This is a genomic window from Methylobacterium sp. Leaf106, from assembly GCF_001422895.1.
Lineage (GTDB): Bacteria > Pseudomonadota > Alphaproteobacteria > Rhizobiales > Beijerinckiaceae > Methylobacterium > Methylobacterium bullatum.
On sequence record NZ_LMNB01000003.1, the window covers coordinates 13,261 to 32,230 of the forward strand.

At 67.2% G+C, this 18,970-nt stretch carries 24 protein-coding genes; 20 read left to right on the forward strand and 4 right to left on the reverse strand.

Features of this window, described 5'->3' with window-relative positions; genetic code table 11:
- Positions 1-2: 2 nt before the first annotated feature.
- From rplP to rplQ, 20 genes are all read left to right on the forward strand, one after another.
- Complete coding sequence (gene rplP / locus ASF34_RS04610; RefSeq protein ID WP_018044222.1) at positions 3-416, forward strand: 50S ribosomal protein L16; 414 nt, start codon at positions 3-5, stop codon at positions 414-416.
- Positions 417-428: 12 nt separating this feature from the next.
- Entirely contained in the window at positions 429-644 is a 216-nt protein-coding gene (rpmC, locus tag ASF34_RS04615; protein WP_018044221.1) for a 50S ribosomal protein L29, read from the forward strand.
- 10 nt (positions 645-654) lie between these two features.
- Positions 655-921 carry a 30S ribosomal protein S17 gene (rpsQ, locus tag ASF34_RS04620; RefSeq protein WP_018044220.1) on the forward strand — a complete coding sequence of 89 codons (267 nt, stop codon included), beginning with the start codon at positions 655-657 and terminating at the stop codon, positions 919-921.
- A gap of 540 nt (positions 922-1,461) precedes the next feature.
- Positions 1,462-1,830, forward strand: a complete 369-nt coding sequence (gene rplN, locus ASF34_RS04625) for a 50S ribosomal protein L14 (RefSeq protein WP_018044219.1) — start codon at positions 1,462-1,464, stop codon at positions 1,828-1,830.
- Positions 1,830-2,147 carry a 50S ribosomal protein L24 gene (rplX, locus tag ASF34_RS04630; protein ID WP_018044218.1) on the forward strand — a complete coding sequence of 106 codons (318 nt, stop codon included), beginning with the start codon at positions 1,830-1,832 and terminating at the stop codon, positions 2,145-2,147. Before rplN ends, rplX begins: the two co-directional genes overlap by 1 nt.
- Positions 2,140-2,706, forward strand: coding sequence for a 50S ribosomal protein L5 (gene rplE, locus ASF34_RS04635; protein ID WP_018044217.1), 567 nt, complete (start codon positions 2,140-2,142; stop codon positions 2,704-2,706). The genes rplX and rplE overlap by 8 nt, the downstream gene beginning before the upstream one ends.
- Positions 2,707-2,745: 39 nt before the next feature.
- A complete protein-coding gene (gene rpsN / locus ASF34_RS04640) occupies positions 2,746-3,051 on the forward strand; it encodes a 30S ribosomal protein S14 (RefSeq protein ID WP_018044216.1) in 306 nt (101 codons plus the stop codon).
- Positions 3,052-3,063: 12 nt separating this feature from the next.
- Complete coding sequence (rpsH, locus tag ASF34_RS04645) at positions 3,064-3,459, forward strand: 30S ribosomal protein S8 (protein WP_018044215.1); 396 nt, start codon at positions 3,064-3,066, stop codon at positions 3,457-3,459.
- A gap of 22 nt (positions 3,460-3,481) precedes the next feature.
- Positions 3,482-4,015 (forward strand): 50S ribosomal protein L6, encoded by a 534-nt coding sequence (rplF, locus tag ASF34_RS04650; RefSeq protein ID WP_018044214.1) that lies wholly within the window; start codon positions 3,482-3,484, stop codon positions 4,013-4,015.
- A 12-nt stretch (positions 4,016-4,027) separates the two neighbouring features.
- The gene (gene rplR, locus ASF34_RS04655) at positions 4,028-4,390 is read left to right on the forward strand and encodes a 50S ribosomal protein L18 (protein ID WP_018044213.1); all 363 of its coding nucleotides are present in this window, start codon (positions 4,028-4,030) and stop codon (positions 4,388-4,390) included.
- 93 nt (positions 4,391-4,483) lie between these two features.
- Positions 4,484-5,071 carry a 30S ribosomal protein S5 gene (gene rpsE / locus ASF34_RS04660; RefSeq protein WP_018044212.1) on the forward strand — a complete coding sequence of 196 codons (588 nt, stop codon included), beginning with the start codon at positions 4,484-4,486 and terminating at the stop codon, positions 5,069-5,071.
- Positions 5,072-5,083: 12 nt separating this feature from the next.
- A complete protein-coding gene (gene rpmD / locus ASF34_RS04665; protein WP_018044211.1) occupies positions 5,084-5,275 on the forward strand; it encodes a 50S ribosomal protein L30 in 192 nt (63 codons plus the stop codon).
- Positions 5,276-5,286: 11 nt separating this feature from the next.
- Positions 5,287-5,784, forward strand: a complete 498-nt coding sequence (gene rplO / locus ASF34_RS04670; protein ID WP_018044210.1) for a 50S ribosomal protein L15 — start codon at positions 5,287-5,289, stop codon at positions 5,782-5,784.
- Positions 5,785-5,933: 149 nt separating this feature from the next.
- Positions 5,934-7,271: a preprotein translocase subunit SecY gene (gene secY, locus ASF34_RS04675; RefSeq protein WP_018044209.1), complete on the forward strand. Its 1,338-nt coding sequence runs from the start codon at positions 5,934-5,936 to the stop codon at positions 7,269-7,271.
- 116 nt (positions 7,272-7,387) lie between these two features.
- The gene (locus tag ASF34_RS04680; protein ID WP_018044208.1) at positions 7,388-7,990 is read left to right on the forward strand and encodes an adenylate kinase; all 603 of its coding nucleotides are present in this window, start codon (positions 7,388-7,390) and stop codon (positions 7,988-7,990) included.
- A gap of 211 nt (positions 7,991-8,201) precedes the next feature.
- Complete coding sequence (gene rpsM / locus ASF34_RS04685) at positions 8,202-8,570, forward strand: 30S ribosomal protein S13 (protein ID WP_018044207.1); 369 nt, start codon at positions 8,202-8,204, stop codon at positions 8,568-8,570.
- 171 nt (positions 8,571-8,741) lie between these two features.
- On the forward strand, positions 8,742-9,131 hold the full coding sequence (gene rpsK, locus ASF34_RS04690) for a 30S ribosomal protein S11 (protein ID WP_018044206.1): 390 nt from the start codon (positions 8,742-8,744) through the stop codon (positions 9,129-9,131).
- A gap of 45 nt (positions 9,132-9,176) precedes the next feature.
- The gene (locus tag ASF34_RS04695) at positions 9,177-10,052 is read left to right on the forward strand and encodes an MBL fold metallo-hydrolase (protein ID WP_056159195.1); all 876 of its coding nucleotides are present in this window, start codon (positions 9,177-9,179) and stop codon (positions 10,050-10,052) included.
- A gap of 119 nt (positions 10,053-10,171) precedes the next feature.
- Entirely contained in the window at positions 10,172-11,191 is a 1,020-nt protein-coding gene (locus ASF34_RS04700; RefSeq protein WP_018044204.1) for a DNA-directed RNA polymerase subunit alpha, read from the forward strand.
- 196 nt (positions 11,192-11,387) lie between these two features.
- Positions 11,388-11,798 (forward strand): 50S ribosomal protein L17, encoded by a 411-nt coding sequence (rplQ, locus tag ASF34_RS04705; protein WP_018044203.1) that lies wholly within the window; start codon positions 11,388-11,390, stop codon positions 11,796-11,798.
- A 123-nt stretch (positions 11,799-11,921) separates the two neighbouring features.
- Here rplQ and ASF34_RS04710 read toward each other — a convergent pair whose 3' ends face one another.
- From ASF34_RS04710 to ASF34_RS04725, 4 genes are all read right to left on the reverse strand, one after another.
- Entirely contained in the window at positions 11,922-13,787 is a 1,866-nt protein-coding gene (locus ASF34_RS04710; protein ID WP_056159197.1) for a response regulator, read from the reverse strand.
- A gap of 2 nt (positions 13,788-13,789) precedes the next feature.
- Complete coding sequence (locus ASF34_RS04715) at positions 13,790-15,526, reverse strand: response regulator (protein WP_018044201.1); 1,737 nt, start codon at positions 15,524-15,526, stop codon at positions 13,790-13,792.
- Entirely contained in the window at positions 15,523-16,596 is a 1,074-nt protein-coding gene (gene cheB / locus ASF34_RS04720) for a chemotaxis-specific protein-glutamate methyltransferase CheB (protein WP_056159460.1), read from the reverse strand. The genes ASF34_RS04715 and cheB overlap by 4 nt, the downstream gene beginning before the upstream one ends.
- Before the next feature lie 65 nt (positions 16,597-16,661).
- Positions 16,662-18,968: a hybrid sensor histidine kinase/response regulator gene (locus tag ASF34_RS04725; protein ID WP_056159200.1), complete on the reverse strand. Its 2,307-nt coding sequence runs from the start codon at positions 18,966-18,968 to the stop codon at positions 16,662-16,664.
- Between the last annotated feature and the right edge of the window lie 2 nt (positions 18,969-18,970).

An 18,970-nucleotide genomic window follows, 5' to 3' on the forward strand; every position in this document is an offset into this window, starting at 1 on the left:
CCATGTTGCAACCCAAGAAGACCAGGTTCCGTAAGCAGTTCAAGGGTCGCATCCACGGTGCGGCCAAGGGCGGCTTCGACCTCAATTTCGGGACGTTTGGCCTGAAGGCCATCGAGCCCGAGCGCGTCACCGCACGTCAGATCGAGGCGGCCCGCCGCGCGATCACCCGTGAGATGAAGCGCCAGGGCCGTGTCTGGATCCGGATCTTCCCGGACGTTCCGGTCACGGCGAAGCCCACCGAAGTCCGCATGGGCTCCGGTAAGGGTGCACCCGAGTTCTGGGCTGCCCGCGTGCATCCCGGACGTATCATGTTCGAAGTCGACGGCGTCGCCGAGGACATCGCCAAAGAGGCCCTGCGCCTCGGTGCGGCGAAGCTCCCGATCCGCACGCGCGTCGTTCAGCGCATCGCTGACTAAGGGGAGGGGATCATGAAGTCGTCACAGAGACAGTCGGATCTGGCCGCCCTGTCGCCCGATCAGTTGAACGATGAGCTGCTGAACCTGAAGAAGGAGCAGTTCAACCTGCGCTTCCAAGGCGCCACCGGCCAGCTCGAGAACGTCGCCCGCGTCCGTGAGGTCCGCCGCGATATCGCCCGCGTTCGCACTCTCCAGCGTCAGAAGACGCTGAAGTCCGCGCAGGCCTGAGGAGTACACCATGCCGAAGCGCGTATTGCAGGGCGTCGTCGTCAGCGACAAGGGCGAGAAGACCATCGTCGTGAAGGTGGAGCGTCGCTTCACCCATCCGGTGATGAAGAAGACCGTCCGTCGTTCGAAGAACTATCACGCCCACGACGAGACCAACATTGCCAAGGTCGGCCAGACCGTGTCGATCGAGGAATGCCGTCCGTTCTCGAAGACCAAGACCTGGAAGCTCATCGAAGGTGGCGCAGCCGCCGTGGAAGCGCCTTCCGCCGAAGCGTGAGACCGATGCAGTTTTGTTAAAGCGGGCGCAGCTTCTGCGCCCGCTTTTTTGCGTCTCGTGCCTACTTGTCGCGACCGAGCGACCCATGGAAGAGCATCGCCCTCTGTCGGTCGCCCCATCCGACCGATCGAGCGTACGCGAATCAGACGGCTTCGACCGCGAACAATCTTTCGGTTCCGACAGGCATTCAGTCCCTCCGGTCCACTCGCACCACCGACGGCACCCGTCATAATGGCCCTCGGTATCGGAAGCGACCGGCCAGGCCTTTCGACGAAGACCCGGCCTGCATGGCCGTCTGCGGTGCAGCTGCGCGTCTTTGCTCTTGCGCCGCGCTTTCCTCTCTAGTAATAGGCCGTCCTTCGCGACATGCATAAAGGGTGTTCGCACCCTTGGACCGCGGCGACCGCGCCGGCGTCGAAAAACGCCGAATGCGCGGTCCTTCTATATGAGCCGGGGACATCAGATCCCCATCAGACGTCGTCCGCCGGACAATACCGTCCGTGTGCGGAAACCCGTCTGAAACAAGGAAAGGTCACTCTCGTGATCCAGATGCAGACGAATCTGGACGTCGCCGACAATTCTGGTGCGCGTCGCGTGATGTGCATCAAGGTTCTCGGCGGGTCGAAGCGCAAGTATGCCGGTGTCGGCGATATCATCGTCGTCTCGGTGAAGGAGGCCATTCCCCGCGGCCGCGTGAAGAAGGGCGACGTCATGAAAGCCGTCGTCGTTCGCACCGCCAAGGAAGTGAAGCGCGCCGACGGATCCGTGATCCGGTTCGACAAGAACGCCGCTGTCCTGATCAACAATCAGAAAGAGCCGATCGGCACCCGTATCTTCGGACCCGTGCCGCGCGAGTTGCGCGCCCGGAACCACATGAAGATCATCTCGCTCGCTCCGGAGGTGCTGTGATGGCTGCCAAAGTCAAGAAGGGCGACAAGGTCGTCATTCTCACCGGGCGCGACAAGGGTCGTTCCGGCGAGGTCATCCAGGTGATGCCGAAGGAAGACCGTGCGCTCGTGCGCGGGGTCAATCTGGTCAAGAAGCACCAGAAGCAGACGCAGAACCAGGAAGGCGGCATCATCTCCAAGGAAGCCGCGATTCATCTGTCCAACATCGCGATCGCCGACCCCAAGGACGGTCAGCCGACGCGCGTTGGTTTCCGCATTCTCGACGACGGCCGCAAGGTCCGGTTCGCCAAGCGCTCGGGGGATCTGATCGATGGCTGAGAAGAACAACGACGCGTACACCCCTCGTCTGCGCAAGCATTACGATGAGGTCGTCCGCCAGAAGCTGATCGAAGAGTTCGGCTACAAGAACCCCATGCAGGTTCCGGTCATCGAGAAGATCGTGATCAACATGGGCGTCGGCGAGTCCACCGCCGATTCCAAGAAGGCCACCGTCGCCGCCGGCGACCTTGCTCTGATCGCCGGCCAGAAGCCGGTCATCACCAAGGCCCGCAAGGCCATCGCGACCTTCAAGGTCCGCGAAGGCATGCCGATCGGCTGCAAGGTCACCCTGCGCAAGCACCGGATGTACGAGTTCATGGACCGCCTGATCACCATCGCGCTCCCGCGCGTTCGTGACTTCCGCGGCCTGAACCCCCGTTCGTTCGACGGCAACGGCAACTACGCGTTGGGCCTCAAGGAGCACCTGGTGTTCCCGGAGATCTCCTACGACAAGGCCGATGCCACCTGGGGCATGGACATCGTGATCCAGACGTCGGCTCGCACCGATGCCGAGGCACGCGCGCTCCTCTCGCAATTCCGATTCCCGTTCCGGCAGTAAGTGCTGAAAAGCGCTTAGACGCGGACACTGGAGAGAGACATGGCAAAGAAAAGCTCAGTCGAGAAGAACAACCACCGCAAGGAACTCGTGAAGCGGTTCGCCGCCAAGCGTAAGGCCCTCCTTGCCACGGCCAACAACGAAGGCCTCGAGATGGAGGAGCGCTTCGAGGCGCGCCTCAAGCTCGCGGAACTGCCCCGCAACTCGTCGGCGACCCGGGTCCGCAACCGTTGCGGCATCACGGGACGTCCCCGCGCTTTCTACCGCAAGATGGGCATCTCGCGCGTGGCGCTTCGGGAACTTGGCAATCGGGGTCTCATCCCCGGTCTGGTCAAGTCCAGCTGGTAAGGAGCAGACACCATGGTCAACGATCCCGTGGGTGATATGCTCACCCGCATCCGCAACGGTCAGATGCGCCGCCGCAACGTCGTTCAGACGCCCGGCTCGCGTCTCCGTGCGAGCGTTCTCGACGTCCTCAAGGCCGAGGGCTACATCCGCGATTACGCCACGACCGATTTCGGCAACGGCCGCACCGAGTTCTCGATCGAGCTCAAGTACTATGACGGCCAGCCCGTCATCCGCTCGATCCAGCGCGTCTCGAAGCCCGGCCGCCGTGTCTATTCGGCCGTGACCGAACTTCCCCGCGTCGCCGATGGCCTCGGCGTCACCATCGTGTCCACCCCGCAGGGCGTCATGGCCGACCACGAGGCGCGTGAGCGCAACGTCGGCGGCGAAGTGCTCTGCAAGGTGTTCTGATCTCGGACTTGGAGGAAAGGCAATGTCTCGCGTAGGCAAGAAGCCCGTTCCCGTCCCGTCCGGTGTGACGGCCACGGTGACCGGTCAGACGGTAACGATGAAGGGCTCCAAGGGTGAGCTCAAATATGTCGTCCCCAATGTGGTGGACGTGAAGTTCGAGGACGGCGCCGTCTCGGTGCTGCCCAAGAACCAGACCAAGGAGGCCCGCTCGCTGTGGGGCACCTCCCGGGCTCAGGTGGCGAACCTCGTCGAGGGCGTCTCCAAGGGGTTCGAGAAGAAGCTCGAGATCACCGGCGTCGGCTATCGTGCCGCCATGGCCGGCAAGGCCCTCAAGCTCTCCCTCGGCTACAGCCACGACATCGAGTACGAGATCCCGGTCGGGATCACGATCGCGGTGCCCAAGCCCACCGAGATCGTCATCTCCGGTATCGACCGGCAGGTGGTGGGACAGGTGGCAGCCGAGATTCGCGATTATCGCGGTCCCGAGCCCTACAAGGGCAAGGGCGTGCGGTACGCGGGTGAGTTCATCTTCCGCAAGGAAGGCAAGAAGAAGTAAGGGCCGGCCATCATGTCACGCAAAATCGATGCACTCGACCGCCGCAAGGCGCGTGTGCGCCGCGCGCTGCGGGCGGCGGCGAATGGACGGCCCCGGCTCTCGGTGTTCCGTTCCTCCAAGCAGATCTACGTTCAGGTCATCGACGACGCCGAGGGCAAGACCCTCGCCGCCGCTTCGACCCTCGACAAGGATCTCCGCTCGGGCCTGAAGACCGGTGCCGATACGGCAGCGGCCGCGGCCGTCGGCAAGCTCGTTGCCGAGCGCGCCAAGGCCGCCGGAGTCACCAAGGTGATCTTCGACCGTTCGGGCTACATCTATCACGGGCGCGTCAAGGCGCTCGCCGACGCCGCCCGTGAGGGTGGCCTCGAGTTCTAAGACCAGGCGGGGAGGGGCGGCACAGGCCGTCCCTCGGACAAGCTATCAAGCGAGCGGGCTCCGCCGCCCGCGTCAGTGAGACAGGATTCAAACATGGCACGTGAACGGGAAGGCGGTGGCCGCGGCCGCCGCGATGAGCGCGAGGAGCGCGACAGCGAATTCGTGGACAAGCTCGTCCACATCAACCGCGTCGCCAAGGTGGTGAAGGGTGGCCGTCGCTTCGGTTTCGCCGCCCTCGTCGTCGTTGGCGATCAGAAGGGTCGCGTCGGCTTCGGCCACGGCAAGGCACGCGAAGTGCCGGAAGCCATCCGCAAGGCCACGGAAGCCGCCAAGCGCGGTCTCGTCCGTGTCGCCCTGCGCGAGGGCCGCACCCTCCACCACGACGTTTACGGACGTCACGGCGCCGGCAAGGTCATCCTGCGCGCCGCTCCGCAGGGTACCGGCATCATCGCCGGCGGCCCGATGCGCGCCGTCTTCGAGACGCTGGGCATGCAGGACGTCGTGGCCAAGTCGCTCGGCTCGTCGAACCCCTACAACCTCGTCCGCGCCACCTTCGAGGCGCTGAAGAACGAGGACAGCCCGCGCGCCGTCGCGGCCCGTCGGGGTCTCAAGGTGTCGACGCTTCAGGCTCGCCGTCGCGATGCCGATCCGTCCGACCTGTCCGAAGCCGCAGTCGCGTAAGGGGAGGGTGCAATGGCAACGAAGACTCTCCGCGTCGAGCAGATCGGCTCGCCGATCCGCCGCGAGGGCGACCAGCGTGCGACGCTGATCGGCCTCAAGCTCAACAAGCTGCACCGGGTGGCCACGCTGGAGGATACTCCCTCCGTGCGCGGAATGATCCGCAAGGTGCACCACCTCGTGCGCGTCCTCGACGACGCGGCCTGAGGGAGGGCATCATGAAACTGAACGAAATCCACGATAACGACGGCGCGACCAAAAACCGGATGCGCGTCGGCCGGGGCATCGGCTCCGGCAAGGGCAAGACCGCTGGTCGCGGCGTCAAGGGTCAGAAGGCCCGTACCGGCGTCTCGATCAAGGGCTTCGAGGGCGGCCAGATGCCGCTTCACCGTCGCCTGCCCAAGCGCGGCTTCAACAACCTGTATTCCACGGACCTGAACGAGGTGAACCTCGGTCGCGTCCAGCAGGCTGTCGATGCCGGCCGTCTCGACGCTTCGGCGGTCGTCACGGTTGAGTCCCTCGTCACCGCAGGAATCATCGCCCGTCCCCGCGACGGCGTGAAGCTGCTCGGCGTCGGCGAATTGACCGCGAAGCTCTCCTTCGAGGTTACCCGCGCGTCGAAGTCGGCAGTCGAGGCCGTCGAGAAGATCGGCGGCACGGTCAACGTCGCTTACGGTGCCGGCATCTCCACCCGCGGCAAGCCTGCCGCGGAATAAGTCTTCCGACGCCGCTGTTGCGTAGCGTCGGGGCAGACTTTAAGTCGAAGCTCTGAGCGGCGGCCCGTGCGACCTGCGCGTGGCCGCCGTTTCAGTTTGTTCGGGGGTGCTTCAACCCCCAATCTGGATCTATCTCAGGAACGGGTGCCATGGCCTCAGCCGCCGAGCAGCTTGCCGCGAACCTCAATTTCGGGGCCATCGCCAAGGCCGACGAGCTCAAGAAGCGCATCTGGTTCACGCTGGGTGCGCTCGTGGTGTTCCGCCTCGGCACCTACATCCCGATTCCCGGCATCGACCCCGAGCAGTTCGCGCGGAACTTCCAGCAGCAGGCCGGCGGCGTCCTCGGGCTGTTCAACATGTTCTCCGGCGGTGCCGTCGAGCGCATGGCGATCTTCGCCCTCAACATCATGCCGTACATCTCGGCCTCCATCATCATTCAGCTTCTCACCTCGGTGATCCCGAGCCTGGAGACGCTGAAGAAGGAGGGGGAATCCGGCCGGAAGGTCATCAACCAGTACACCCGCTATCTCACGGTGGTGCTGGCGCTGGTGCAGAGCTGGGGCATCGCCTTCGGCCTCCAGAGTTCGAGCGCCGCGATCGATCCCGGTCCGTTCTTCATCCTGTCCACCGTCATCACGCTCACGGGCGGAACCCTGTTCCTGATGTGGATCGGCGAGCAGATCACGTCGCGCGGCATCGGCAACGGCTCCTCCCTCATCATCTTCGCCGGCATCGTCGCCCATCTGCCCACCGCCATCGTGGGTGCGCTCGAACTGAGCCGGACCGGTGCGCTGTCCGCCGCCGTGATCCTGGGCGTCGGCCTGGCGGCCATCGTCCTCGTCTACTTCATCGTGTTCATGGAGCGGGCCCAGCGCCGGCTTCTCATCAACTACCCCAAGCGCCAGGTCGGCAACCGCATGTACGAGGGTCAGACTTCGTTCCTGCCGCTGAAGCTGAACACCGCCGGCGTCATCCCGCCGATCTTCGCCTCGTCGCTGCTCCTGTTGCCCGCCACCGTGGCGAGCTTCTCGGCCAATAACGGCGGCACCGGGGTGCTGGCGACGATCACGACCTATCTCGGCCATGGCCGGCCGCTCTACATGGTTCTCTACGCGGCGCTGATCATCTTCTTCGCGTTCTTCTACACGGCGGTCGTCTTCAATCCGCAGGAGACGGCGGACAACCTGAAGAAGCAGGGCGGCTTCATTCCCGGCATCCGTCCGGGCGAGCGCACCGCCACCTTCATCGACAAGGTGCTGACGCGCATCACGCTGATCGGCGCCCTGTATTTGACTTTCGTCTGCCTTGTGCCGGAGATCCTGGCCTCCTACGCATCGGCGAGCCTCGGATTCGGCGGCACCTCGCTTCTCATCGTCGTCTCGGTGACGATGGATACGGTGGCCCAGGTGCATGGACATCTGATGGCCCACCAGTATGAGGGCCTCGTGAAGAAGGCGAAGCTGCGCGGTGCCACCCGGCGCCGCTGAGGCGCCCCGGACGACGCCGAACGACCAGGACGATGCCGGCAGGCATCGTCTTCTCCGTGCCCTGAACGCCAGAACCCCAACGCCCGACGCGGCTACCGGACGAGGACAACGACGCTATGCGGATCATTCTGCTCGGACCACCTGGAGCCGGTAAGGGAACCCAGTCGGCCCGGATCGTCGAGCGTTTCGGCATTCCGCAGCTTTCCACGGGTGACATGCTGCGCGCGGCCGTGGCCGCCGGTACCCCCGTCGGTCTCGAAGCGAAGTCGATCATGGAGAGCGGTGGACTGGTTCCGGATTCCGTCGTGGTCGGGATCGTCGCCGACCGGATCGAGGAGGCGGATGCCCGGCCCGGCTTCATCCTCGACGGCTTCCCCCGCACGGTGGAGCAGGCCGCGGCCCTGGACAGGATGCTGGCCGAGAAGAACCTGCAACTGGATACGGTGGTCGAGTTCGCGGTGAACGAGGAGATCCTCGTCGGGCGCATCGCCAAGCGCGCCGCCGAGACCGCAGCACGCGGGGAACCCGTCCGCAAGGACGACACGCCCGAAGTGTTCAAGACGCGCCTTTCCGCCTTCCGCGCGCAGACGGCGCCGCTCTCGGCCTATTATGCGAGCCTCGGCATGCTTCGGACCGTCGACGGCATGAAGCCGGTGGACGAGGTGACGAACGAGGTGATGGCTCTCCTCGAACCTCTGGCCAGCACCACCGCATCCTGAAATCGTCGACTCGGTGGTCGTTGACAATATCGTCGGGTCGCGCTAGCAGGCCCCTATTCGTCCATGCGTGATGGGTCTGGAGTGCCTTCGTTCAAGAGGCACTGCGGGCCAATTTGTCGTTATGGGCGGCGCGCAGGGGCCGGCCTCCACCGGACGCGCGTGACACAGCAGGGCCGGACCGCAGCGTCCGAGCGCCCAATGGAGTGAGACCTTGGCCCGTATCGCAGGCGTCAACATCCCGACCAACAAGCGCGTCGTCATCGCGCTCCAGTACATCCACGGCATCGGCGCGAAGAAGGCCGAAGAGATCACCGGCAAGGTGGGCATCCCCGCCGAGCGCCGCGTGAACCAGCTGACCGACGCCGAAGTGCTGTCGATCCGCGAGACGATCGACCGCGACTACATCGTCGAGGGCGATCTGCGCCGTGAAGTGTCGATGAACATCAAGCGTCTGATGGATCTCGGCTGCTATCGTGGCCTGCGTCACCGCCGCAACCTGCCCGTCCGTGGTCAGCGTACGCATACCAATGCGCGCACCCGCAAGGGCAAGTCGAAGCCGATCGCCGGCAAGAAGAAGTAATTTCATAAGATTGGGAGGCAGCTTTTCGCTCCGCCTCCCGTCTGTCGCGCCGGGTGGCCCGCTATCGGCAGCCCGTATGGCGGCACGGCCGTCCAGAACCGCGCCGCCGACACCGCAAAAATCCCGAGCGCCTGGAATGACGGGCGCGCCTGAAGGACGAGACGAGAGACAATGGCCAAGGAAGCAACCCGCATTCGCCGCCGCGAACGCAAGAACATCGTGTCGGGCGTCGCCCATGTGAACGCCTCGTTCAACAACACGATGATCACCATCACCGATGCGCAGGGCAACACGATCTCCTGGTCGTCCGCCGGCGCCATGGGCTTCAAGGGCTCGCGCAAGTCGACCCCTTACGCCGCCCAGGTCGCCGCCGAGGACGCGGCCCGCAAGGCTTCCGAGCACGGCATGCGGACCCTCGAGGTCGAGGTGTCCGGTCCCGGTTCGGGCCGTGAATCGGCGCTCCGCGCGCTGCAGGCCGCCGGTTTCACCGTGACCTCGATCCGCGACGTGACGTCGATCCCGCATAACGGCTGCCGTCCGCGCAAGCGTCGTCGCGTCTGATATCGGTTCGTTGCTCGGCCCTCTGGTTTGAAAGCGGAGAAACGTGTGCCCGATGCCGTGAAGGCGCTCCCCGGCGTTCTACGCTGGAGCCTTGGCGATCTGACCGTCACCGTTCTGAATGACGGTTACCTTCAAGGCTCCCTCGATCTCGTCACCGGGATCGGGTCGGACGAGGCCGGTTCGCTTCAGGCGGCCGGCTTTCGTGCGCAGGCTCCTCGGATCACGCTCAACGCCTACCTGATCGAGGCGCCCGGCCGGAAGCCGATCCTCATCGATTCGGGCATGGGTCATTTCGGTGGCGACACGCTCGGTCACATTCCGGCAGCACTCGCTGCGACGGGGGTCAGCCCGAGCGATATCGAGACGGTTTTGCTCACGCATCTCCATCCCGATCATGCCGGTGGCTTGATCCATAAGGACGGTTCGGCAGCCTATCCCAATGCCGAACTCGTCCTGCATCAGGCCGAGACCGCTCATTGGCTGGCGGACGACGCGATCTCACGGGCTCCCGAGGGAGCCCGGCCGTATTTCGAGAACGCGCGGAAGTCGGTGGCCCCCTATGCCGGCCGCGTGCGGACGATGACCGATGGTGAGGTCCTTCCGGGCATCACGGCGGTTCCCTTGCCGGGGCATACGCCGGGTCATACCGGCTTTCGCATCGTGTCGGGCTCGGCGTCCCTCCTGATGTGGGCGGATATCGTCCATCTGCCGGCGATCCAGTTCAAGCGACCGGAGGCCACGATGGTCTTCGACGTGGATCCGGATCGGGCGAGAGCGGTGCGCAAGCGGATGCTGGATGAGGTCTCGAGCGAGAGAACCTTCGTCACCGGCGGCCATCTGGAATTTCCGGCGCTCGGCTACGTGGCGCGGGAGGGCGGGGCCTACAGCTTCGTCCCGGAACTCTGGGTCGCGGCCCACTAACCGCCCGCCACTTCGCGGGCACATGATTTTCGAGACCGAGCCGTGCAAGGCGATGCGCGGGAAGGGCTCAAGGACCGACCACTGCAGTGGCTCGTGTCGGAAGTGCGAGAGGTAGGACCGTGGTCATACAGAAGAACTGGCAAGAGCTCATCAAGCCGAACAAGCTGCAGGTTTCGACCGGGCATGACCCCAAGCGGGTCGCCACCGTCGTCGCCGAGCCCCTCGAGCGCGGCTTCGGCACCACCCTCGGCAACTCCCTGCGCCGAGTTCTCCTGTCGTCGCTCCAGGGCGCGGCCGTGACCTCGGTCCAGATCGACGGCGTGCTGCACGAGTTCTCGTCGATCCCCGGCGTGCGTGAGGACGTCACCGACATCGTCCTCAACATCAAGACCATCGCGATCCGCTCGCAGACCGAAGCGCCCAAGCGCCTCACCCTGCGCAAGACCGGTCCGGGCACCGTCACCGCCGGCGACATCGCCGCCGTCGGCGATATCCAGATCCTCAATCCCGAACTCGTCATCTGCACCCTCGACGACGGCGCCGAAATCCGGATGGAGTTCACCGTCGCCACCGGCAAGGGCTACGTCCCGGCCGAGCGCAACCGCCCCGAGGACGCGCCGATCGGCCTGATCCCGGTGGACGCCCTGTTCTCGCCGGTCACCAAGGTGTCCTACCGCATCGAGACCACCCGCGAGGGCCAGGATCTCGACAAGGACAAGCTGACGATGACGATCGAGACCAACGGCGCCGTGTCGCCGGAGGACGCGCTGGCCTACGCCGCGCGCATCCTCCAGGACCAGCTCCAGGTGTTCGTGAACTTCGAGGAGCCCCGCAAGGAAGAGGCGCAGCCGCTCGCGCCGCAGCTCCCCTTCAATCCGGCCCTGCTCAAGAAGGTCGACGAGCTCGAACTGTCGGTCCGTTCGGCGAACTGCCTGAAGAACGACAACATCGTCTATATCGGCGACCTCATCCAGAAGTCGGAGGGCGAGATGCTGCGCACCCCGAACTTCGGCCGTAAGTCGCTCAACGAGATCAAGGAAGTCCTGGCCGCGATGGGTCTCCACCTCGGCATGGACATCCCCGGCTGGCCGCCGGAGAACATCGAAGATCTCGCCAAGCGCTTCGAAGAGCACTACTGAGGCGGAGGCGAAGCCGCCTCGGGCTGAGCCTTACGGGCGCATCCCGGCGCCGTTTGTTCGGCCGACACGTCGGGGGTTCGCGCAAACGCGAACTCCCAAAGAATCCCGCCGCGGGGTCATGCGGAATGAACAGTCCCGATCATGGGGCGCTCGGCCGTACCGTGGCACGGCGGCCAGATAAGCAAGGAACAGCCAGATGCGTCATGGATTTCGCGGTCGTCGCTTCAACCGCACCACCGAACACCGCAAGGCGATGTTCGCCAACATGTCCGCCGCGCTGATCAAGCACGAGCAGATCATTACCACGCTTCCGAAGGCCAAGGATCTGCGTCCGGTCATCGAGAAGCTCATCACGCTGGGTAAGATCGACAGCCTGCACACGCGCCGCCTCGCCATGTCGCAGATCCGCGACGAGGCCATGGTCCGCAAGCTCTTCGCCGTCCTCGGCCCGCGCTACAACGCCCGTCCGGGTGGTTATTGCCGCATCATGAAGGCCGGCTTCCGCTACGGCGACAACGCGCCGCTCGCCGTGATCGAGTTCGTCGACCGCGACGTGGATGCCCGTGGCCTGGATTCGGGTCCGTCGCAGGTCTCCGACGCGGCGTAAGCCTCGGCTCCCCCCTATCCGACGGCAGAAAGGCGGCCCCTGGGCCGCCTTTTTTCTTGCCCGCGTCACCCGGACCATCGGCTCGGTCCTCGCACGAAACCTCCCGGGCGGAGGCACGGGGGCTCAGCCTGGGGAGACGAGCATCCCCGACACCAGAGCGGCGAGATCGGCTGATTCGAAGGGCTTGCGCAGAACCGGCAGGTCCTCGGGGATCGGGATCGCCTCGGCATGGCCGGTCACGATGAGAATCGGGACGGTCGACCAGCGCCGCCGCACGATCTCGGCGAGTTCGACGCCCGTCATTCCAGGCATGGCGAGGTCCGCCACGATGAGGTCGAAGGAGGAGCGCTCCAACAGGGCCACCGCCGCCGCCCCGTCCGTCGCTTCTGTCTCGGTGTAGCCGAAGGTGTTGAGGAAGGAGGCGGTGACGTGCCGGACTTCGGCATCGTCGTCCACCACGAGGATACGCGCCGGGCTCACGGCGCGTGGCGCCGTCGCGGCGGCGAGCGGCGGTCTCTCCTCGGCGAGGTCCGCGCGGGGGAGAAACACCTCGACCGTCGTGCCCTTCTCGACTTCGCTCGTGATGCGCAGCTTGCCCTGCGACTGCTGGGTGAGACCGAACACCATGGCGAGGCCTAGGCCCGTGCCTTGGCCCACCGACTTGGTGGTGAAGAACGGCTCGCAGACCCGCGCCAGGATCTCGGGCGGGATGCCCATGCCCGAATCGGTGATCGTCACGGTGACGTAGTCTCCGGCCGTCAGGTCGGGATCGTCGGTCACCGTCACCGCGCCAGTGGCGATGGCGATCGATCCGCCGTCCGGCATAGCGTCACGCGCATTGATGCAGAGGTTGAGGATGGCGAGTTCCAGCTGGTCGGGATCGACCCGGGCCGCCGGATGGGCGGCGTCGAGGTCGGTGGTCACGCTGACGAGGCCGCCGAGGCTCCCGCCGAGCAGCACGTCCATCCCGGCGACGAGGGCATTCACGTCGACCGACCGGGGGCGCAGATCGCGCGCCCGGCTGAAGCTGAGGAGGCGCTTCGTCAAAGACGCGCCGCGCTGCGCGGCCTGCGTCGCGTTGGTGACCAGGCGCTGGACCCGCGGCTGATCGACGATCTTGGGGCCGACGAGTTCGAGACTGCCCAGGATCGCGGTGAGAAGGTTGTTGAAGTCGTGGGCGATTCCGCCGGCGAGGGTGCCCAGAGCCTGCATCTTGTCCGACTGGCGCAGGCGCGCCTCCAGGTTCTTCTGCTCGGTGACGTCCCGCTCGATGGTGGCGAGGTGGGTGATGGCGCCGGCGGCACCGCGAATCGGCACGCGGGTGACGTGGCTCCAGCGCTCGGCGCCAACCGGTCCCTCGGCGGAGACCGTCTCGGAGATGCTTCCGCTCGCGATCGCGGCGCGGTCGGCTTCGCGCGCGGCGCTCTCACCGCTCGGCCCGCCTTCGATCTCTTCCCTGGTGCGTCCGAGGCACTCGGCGACGGTGTGGCCGAGTCGTCCGGCCTTGCGCGCGTTGAGGCGGACGAAGCGCCCGTCCTTGTCCTTGAACGCGATGGCGTCTTCCGCATTGTCGAGAAGCCCGAGCAGCAGAGCGCGCTCGGTGGCGAGCTCGCGGGCGAGGCTGTGGCGCTCGAAGGCCTGACGGACGGTGGAACGCAGCAGGACGGGGTCCCACGGCTTGGTGACGTAGCCGGTGATGCCACCCCGGTTGAGCGCGGCGACGACGGCGCTCATATCCGCATAGCCGGTGAGCAAGATCGTCTGCGCATCGTGGAACGCCCGCGCCTCGGCCAGCATGACGTCGCCGGTCATGCCGGGCATCCGCTGATCGGAGAGGATGACGGCGATGTCCGGGCTCGCCCTGAGGATCTCGAGGGCCTCGGACGGCTTCGTCGTGGTGATGACCGTGTAATCGTCCTCGAACAGGTCTTCGAGGGCGATCAGGATGTCCGGCTCGTCATCGACGGCGAGGATCGTGCCTTTGACCATGTCTACGCTGCCTGCCGCGGAATGCCGATCACGAAACAGGCTCCCCCCCCTTCGGCCGTCTCCACGCTGAGCGAGCCGCTATGCGCCTGTACCACGCTGTATGCAATCGCCAGCCCGAGACCCGTTCCCGCGCCCACGGGCTTCGTGGTGAAGAAGGGCTCGAATATCTTTTCCCGCAGGGTTTCGGGAATGCCGGGCCCGGTATCGCTGATACGGATCACGTCCGTCTCGGGCAATTCCTGGGTGACGATGGAGATGGTGCCGGATTCCGGCATGGCATCGGCGGCATTGCCGAGGATGTTCATGACGACCTGATTGAGAAGGGCGGGGGTGCAGTGGATCTCGGGCCGGCCCGAGAAGTCGCGTTCGACGGTGATCCGCGTCCCGAGCTTGTGCTGGATCAGGGCGAGCACCGTCTCGATCGATTCGGGAACGTTGACGAGGGTGCGCTCGCCTTCGTCGAGGCGCGAGAACTTGCGCAGGTTCAGGACGAGATCCTGGATGCGCGTGAGGCCCATACGCATGGAACCCACGCGGTCGCGGCACTTGGCGAGCGACCGGTGCGAGGCGAGTTCCGCCTCGGATTCCGCGATCTCGCCGAGCAGGCGCTCGACCGTGCCCTGATGCGCCAGGATGAAGGCGAGGGGATTGTTGATCTCGTGGGCGATGCCGGCGACGAGTTCGCCGAGGGACGCCATCTTGGCGGCCTGGACCAGCTTGGCCTGGGCATCCGTGAGCTTGCGGTTGGCGGTGGCGAGGTCCCGGTTGGCCTGTTCGAGGGCACCGGCCAGGGCGGCACGCGCCTCTGCCGCCTCGGCCTCGGCCCTTGCGCGTTCGAGCGCTCGCTCGCGGGCGCCGAACTCGCCGGCGATGCGGCGGTCGTCCTCCTCCAGCAGCTTGCGCCGGACGAGGCCCCTGACGCGGATGACGAGGACTTCGCCGTCGGCCTTCGAGACCACGTCGTCGGCCCCGGCCGCATAGGCTTCCACCAGGAAATCCTTGGCCGGGGCGCTGCCGGCGATGCCGACGAGGTGGAAGGTCGGCGCTCCCGCCTCCCGCGCCTCGATCCCCGCCGCCCGGCGCCGGTCGATGGCCCTGCACAACGCGAGGCCGTCATAGGCGGGGCCGAGGAGGTCGATGGTCACGCAATCGAAGGCGGCATCGGCCTCGTCGAGGGCGGCGAGGGCGGCGTCGTGGGTTGCGGCGGTACGGACCTCGTGGCCCTCATGGGCGAGAAGGCCGGCAAGGAAGGTCCGATAGGTGGCGCTGCCGTCGACCACGAGGACGCGGCCGCGCCGAAACGCCGAGACGCCCGGACCGTCGCCGGAGGCAGCGCCCCCCTGGCGCTCGCGCAGGAGGGCGCGGATGCGCAGGATCAGGATGTCCCGGTCGGCGGATTTCGCCACATAGGCGTCGGCGCCGCTCTCCAGCCCCTGGCGTTCGCCGTCGCGGGCGCCGGTGAGCATCAGCAGGGGCAAGGCGCGGGTGCGCAGGGACAGGCGAAGCTGGCGGGTGAACTCGTCGCCGTTCATGCCCGGCAGGTGGTGATCGGCCACGACGAGGTCGGGCAGGCGGGTGTTGAGATGGTCGAGGGCCATCTCCGCCGTTGGGCAGCGCTCCACCGAGAAACCGTGGCTCTCCAGGAGCAGGCGCAGTTCCAGCGCCTGCGTCTCGGAATCCTCGACGAGCAGGATCCGGGGCCGGGGGAGGGTACCGTCGGGACTGCCGATCCCGCTCATGCGAAGGGGTCCTTCGCCGCGAGGCCGGGCAGGGCGAGGCGGACGAGATGGGGAGCGACCTGGTCGAGGGGGAGGATCGCGGAGGCTCCCGAGAGGCGGATCGCCGCCGCCGGCATGCCGAACACCACGGCGGTGCTCTCGTGTTCGGCCACGGTCTGGGCACCGGCCTGGCGCATGGCGAGGAGGCCCGTGGCGCCATCCTCGCCCATGCCGGTGAGAAGGACGCCGATGCCGCGCGCCCCGGCATGGCGGGCCACCGAGGAGAACAGGACGGTGGCGGCCGGGCGCTGGCCGCCGACGGGCGCCGCATCGAGGAGGCGCAGGTGCCCGCCGGGCGCCCATTCGAGGTGCCGGTCGCCCGGCGCCACATAGACATGTCCGGCCTCGGCCCGCTCGCCATCGGCGGCGAGCCTGACCGGGAGGGAGACGACGCCGTTCAGCCAGGAGGCGAATCCCTCCATGAAGGCCGGCCCCATATGCTGGACCACGAGGACGGGAAGCGGGAACCCGTCGGGCAACCCGCCGATGACGCGGGCGAGGGCAGGCGGGCCGCCGGTGGAGGCGGCGATCGCCAGGACGCTGGCGGCGTTCGAGGCGGCCGGGGGCGCGGCGAGGTCGGACGGCGACAGGGGCGCGCCGCGGCGCCCGGCCCATTCCGACCCGATCGGCCGACGCCGGATCACCGGCACCTCGGCCATGATGCGCAGCTGCGTGCAGATTTCTGAAGAGACGGCAGCGTAGCCGGCATGCGTCGTCGCCACCGGCTTTTCCACCACGGAGAGTGCGCCGGCGCGTAGCGCGTTCATGGAGATGCGCAGGGAGGAATCCTCCACCGAATCCGCGATGACGACGATGGGCGTCGGCTGCTCGGCCATGATCCGGCGCGTGGTCTCCAGGCCATCGATGCCGGGGAGACGGATATCCATCGAGATGACGTCGGGACGGGTATTGGGGAGCACCGCGAGGGCCTCCTCGCCGGACGCGACGGCGGCCACCACTTCGAGGCGCGGGTCGCGGCCGACGATATGGCGCAGGAGCTCGCGGACCACGAGGGAATCCTCCACCAGCATCACGCGCACGGGGGGGCCCCGCCTCGCCGCCGGAGGGGTCTCGATGGGTGTCTGCTCGGCGTCACTCACAACAATTGCCCGATCGTGTCGAGAAGCTGGCGCTGGTCGAACGTCTGTTTCGTCAGATAGGCGTCGGCGCCGAGAGAGAGCCCCCGTGCGACATCGTCGGCATCCCCCCGTGAGGTCATCAGGATCAGGGGAAGGCGGGCGAAGGCCTCGTCCGCCCGCAAGGCCTTCAGCAGCCCGAACCCGTCGAGGCGCGGCATCTCCACGTCGGCCACGACCAGATCCACCCGTTCGATGCCGGCGCGCAGGCGGTCGAGGGCGTCCTGCCCGTCGACGCAGACGACGACGCGGTAGCCCGCCGATTCCAAGATGCCCTTCTCCAAGGTTCGCGTGGTGATGGAATCGTCGACCACCAGGATCGTCGAACGTCGCGGGAGCGCGGCTGTTCCGGAGGGTTCGTCGATGGGCTCCGGCGCCGCATGGCTCGTCTCGCCCGCCCGGGCGGCCAGACCGTCGGGATCGAGGACGAGGACCGGCGTGTCGCCCCCCAGGACTACGGTGCCCGAGATCAGGCGCGGATCGGCGCCGATGGGCGGTGCCGGCAGGACGAGAAGATTGCGGACATCGCGCAGGGCATCGATCCGCATCGCCCAGGACCGGCCGCCCGCGCGCATCAGCACCGCCGTCACCGGGCGGCCCTCGCTCGGGCGGTTGTCCTCGCTCGCCACCCCGATGATGCCCGCCAGATCCACCAGGGGCAGGGACAGATCCTCGCTGCCCTCCCTCGGCAGACGGACCATGGTCCGGCCCATCACAGAGGAGAGGCTCGACCGGTCGAGGCGCAGGAGGCGCTCCACGCTGGCGCTCGGCAGGGCGAAGATCGCGGCGCCGACATCCACCAGCAGCAGGGTCCGCCGCGCCGCCGACAGCGGGAGATGCATGATCAGCGACGTCCCGGCCGGGACACGCGGTTCGAGCCGGACACTGCCGCCGAGACGCCGGACCGTGTCGGCGACGACGGACAGGCCGATGCCCCGCCCAGACAGGGTGTCGATGGCGGAGGCGGTGGAGAAGCCGGGTTCGAACACCAGGGCGAGGAAGGAATCGGGATCGCCGTCGACGCCACCGATCAGGCCGCGCGCCCGCGCCGTCGCCTCGATGGCGCGCAGGTCGGGCCCGCGCCCGTCGTCATGGATGCCGATGACGAGGCGGCCGCCGCGCACGGCGACGTCGAGGGTGATCGAGAGTTCGGGCGGTTTGCCCCGGCGTTCACGCTGCTCGGGCGGCTCCGCGCCATGGCTCAGGGCATTGCGCAGGGCGTGGAGGACCGGGTCCTTCAGCGATTGAAGCATGGCGCGGTCGACGGGAAGGTCGAGACCGCGCGTCACGACGTCGATCTCCCGGCCGGCCTCGCGCGCCATGTCGCGCAGCGCCCGGGGGAACGCGCCGAACACGGTCTCCGCCGGCACGAGGGCCAGTCGCTCGGCCTCCCGTCCGATCCGGGCGGCGGCGGCGTCCGCCGCGGCGATGGCGCCGGTGCGGATCCGGCCGAGCAGCGCGGCGTCGCGGGCGAGGGCGAGGAGCGCCGTCTCGAAACCGCGCAACTCCGCCCTGATGGCGTCGAGGCCGGACGCGTCCGCTCCGGGCTCGGATCGGCCCTTGCCGCTACGGGCTTCGCCGCCGCGAAGGGTTTCGGCCCCGCGAAGAGTCTCGGCCCGGCGGCCGAGGGCGGCGGCATCCCGCTGGAGCTTCGCCAGCCCCTCCGCCACAACGGATTCCGCGCCGAGCGCACTGGTCAGTTCATGCGAGGCCCGCGTCATCGCCTCCACCGCGTCGGCGGGCACGCGCAGGAGCGCGCCCGCATCGGCGGTGGGTTCGGCCGGGATCGGTGGAGGCTTCTGCGGCGGCGATGGCGCCGGGATACCGCCCGCAGACGAATCCGGCCGGGCCGGCGGCGGCTCGGCGGGAACCGGGGACGGGCCGGCAAGGCAGCGATCGAGGGACGCGAGCGCATCGGCCGGCATGGCCGGGTCCGCTTCGCCCTTGAGGGCCGCGACATAGGCCTCGATCCGGTCCAGCGCGAGGTGGACGGCCCCCGTCGCCTCGCGGTCGAGGGCGGCATCGCCCGCGACGATCCGCTCGAACAGGGTCTCGAGGCGATGGGCCACGGCCTCGACCCTGGGCAGGTCCACCGCCCGCGAAGCCCCCTTCAGGCTGTGCGCCCGGCGGAAGACGTCGTTCCAGTCGGGAGGGACGTTCCCGGCCGCACCGGCCGAGGAGACGTGTGCCAAGGCGGCGCGGATCGCATCGATATGCTCGCGATGTTCGACCTCGAAGGCCGCGAGGAGCTGCTGGCGGATATCCATCG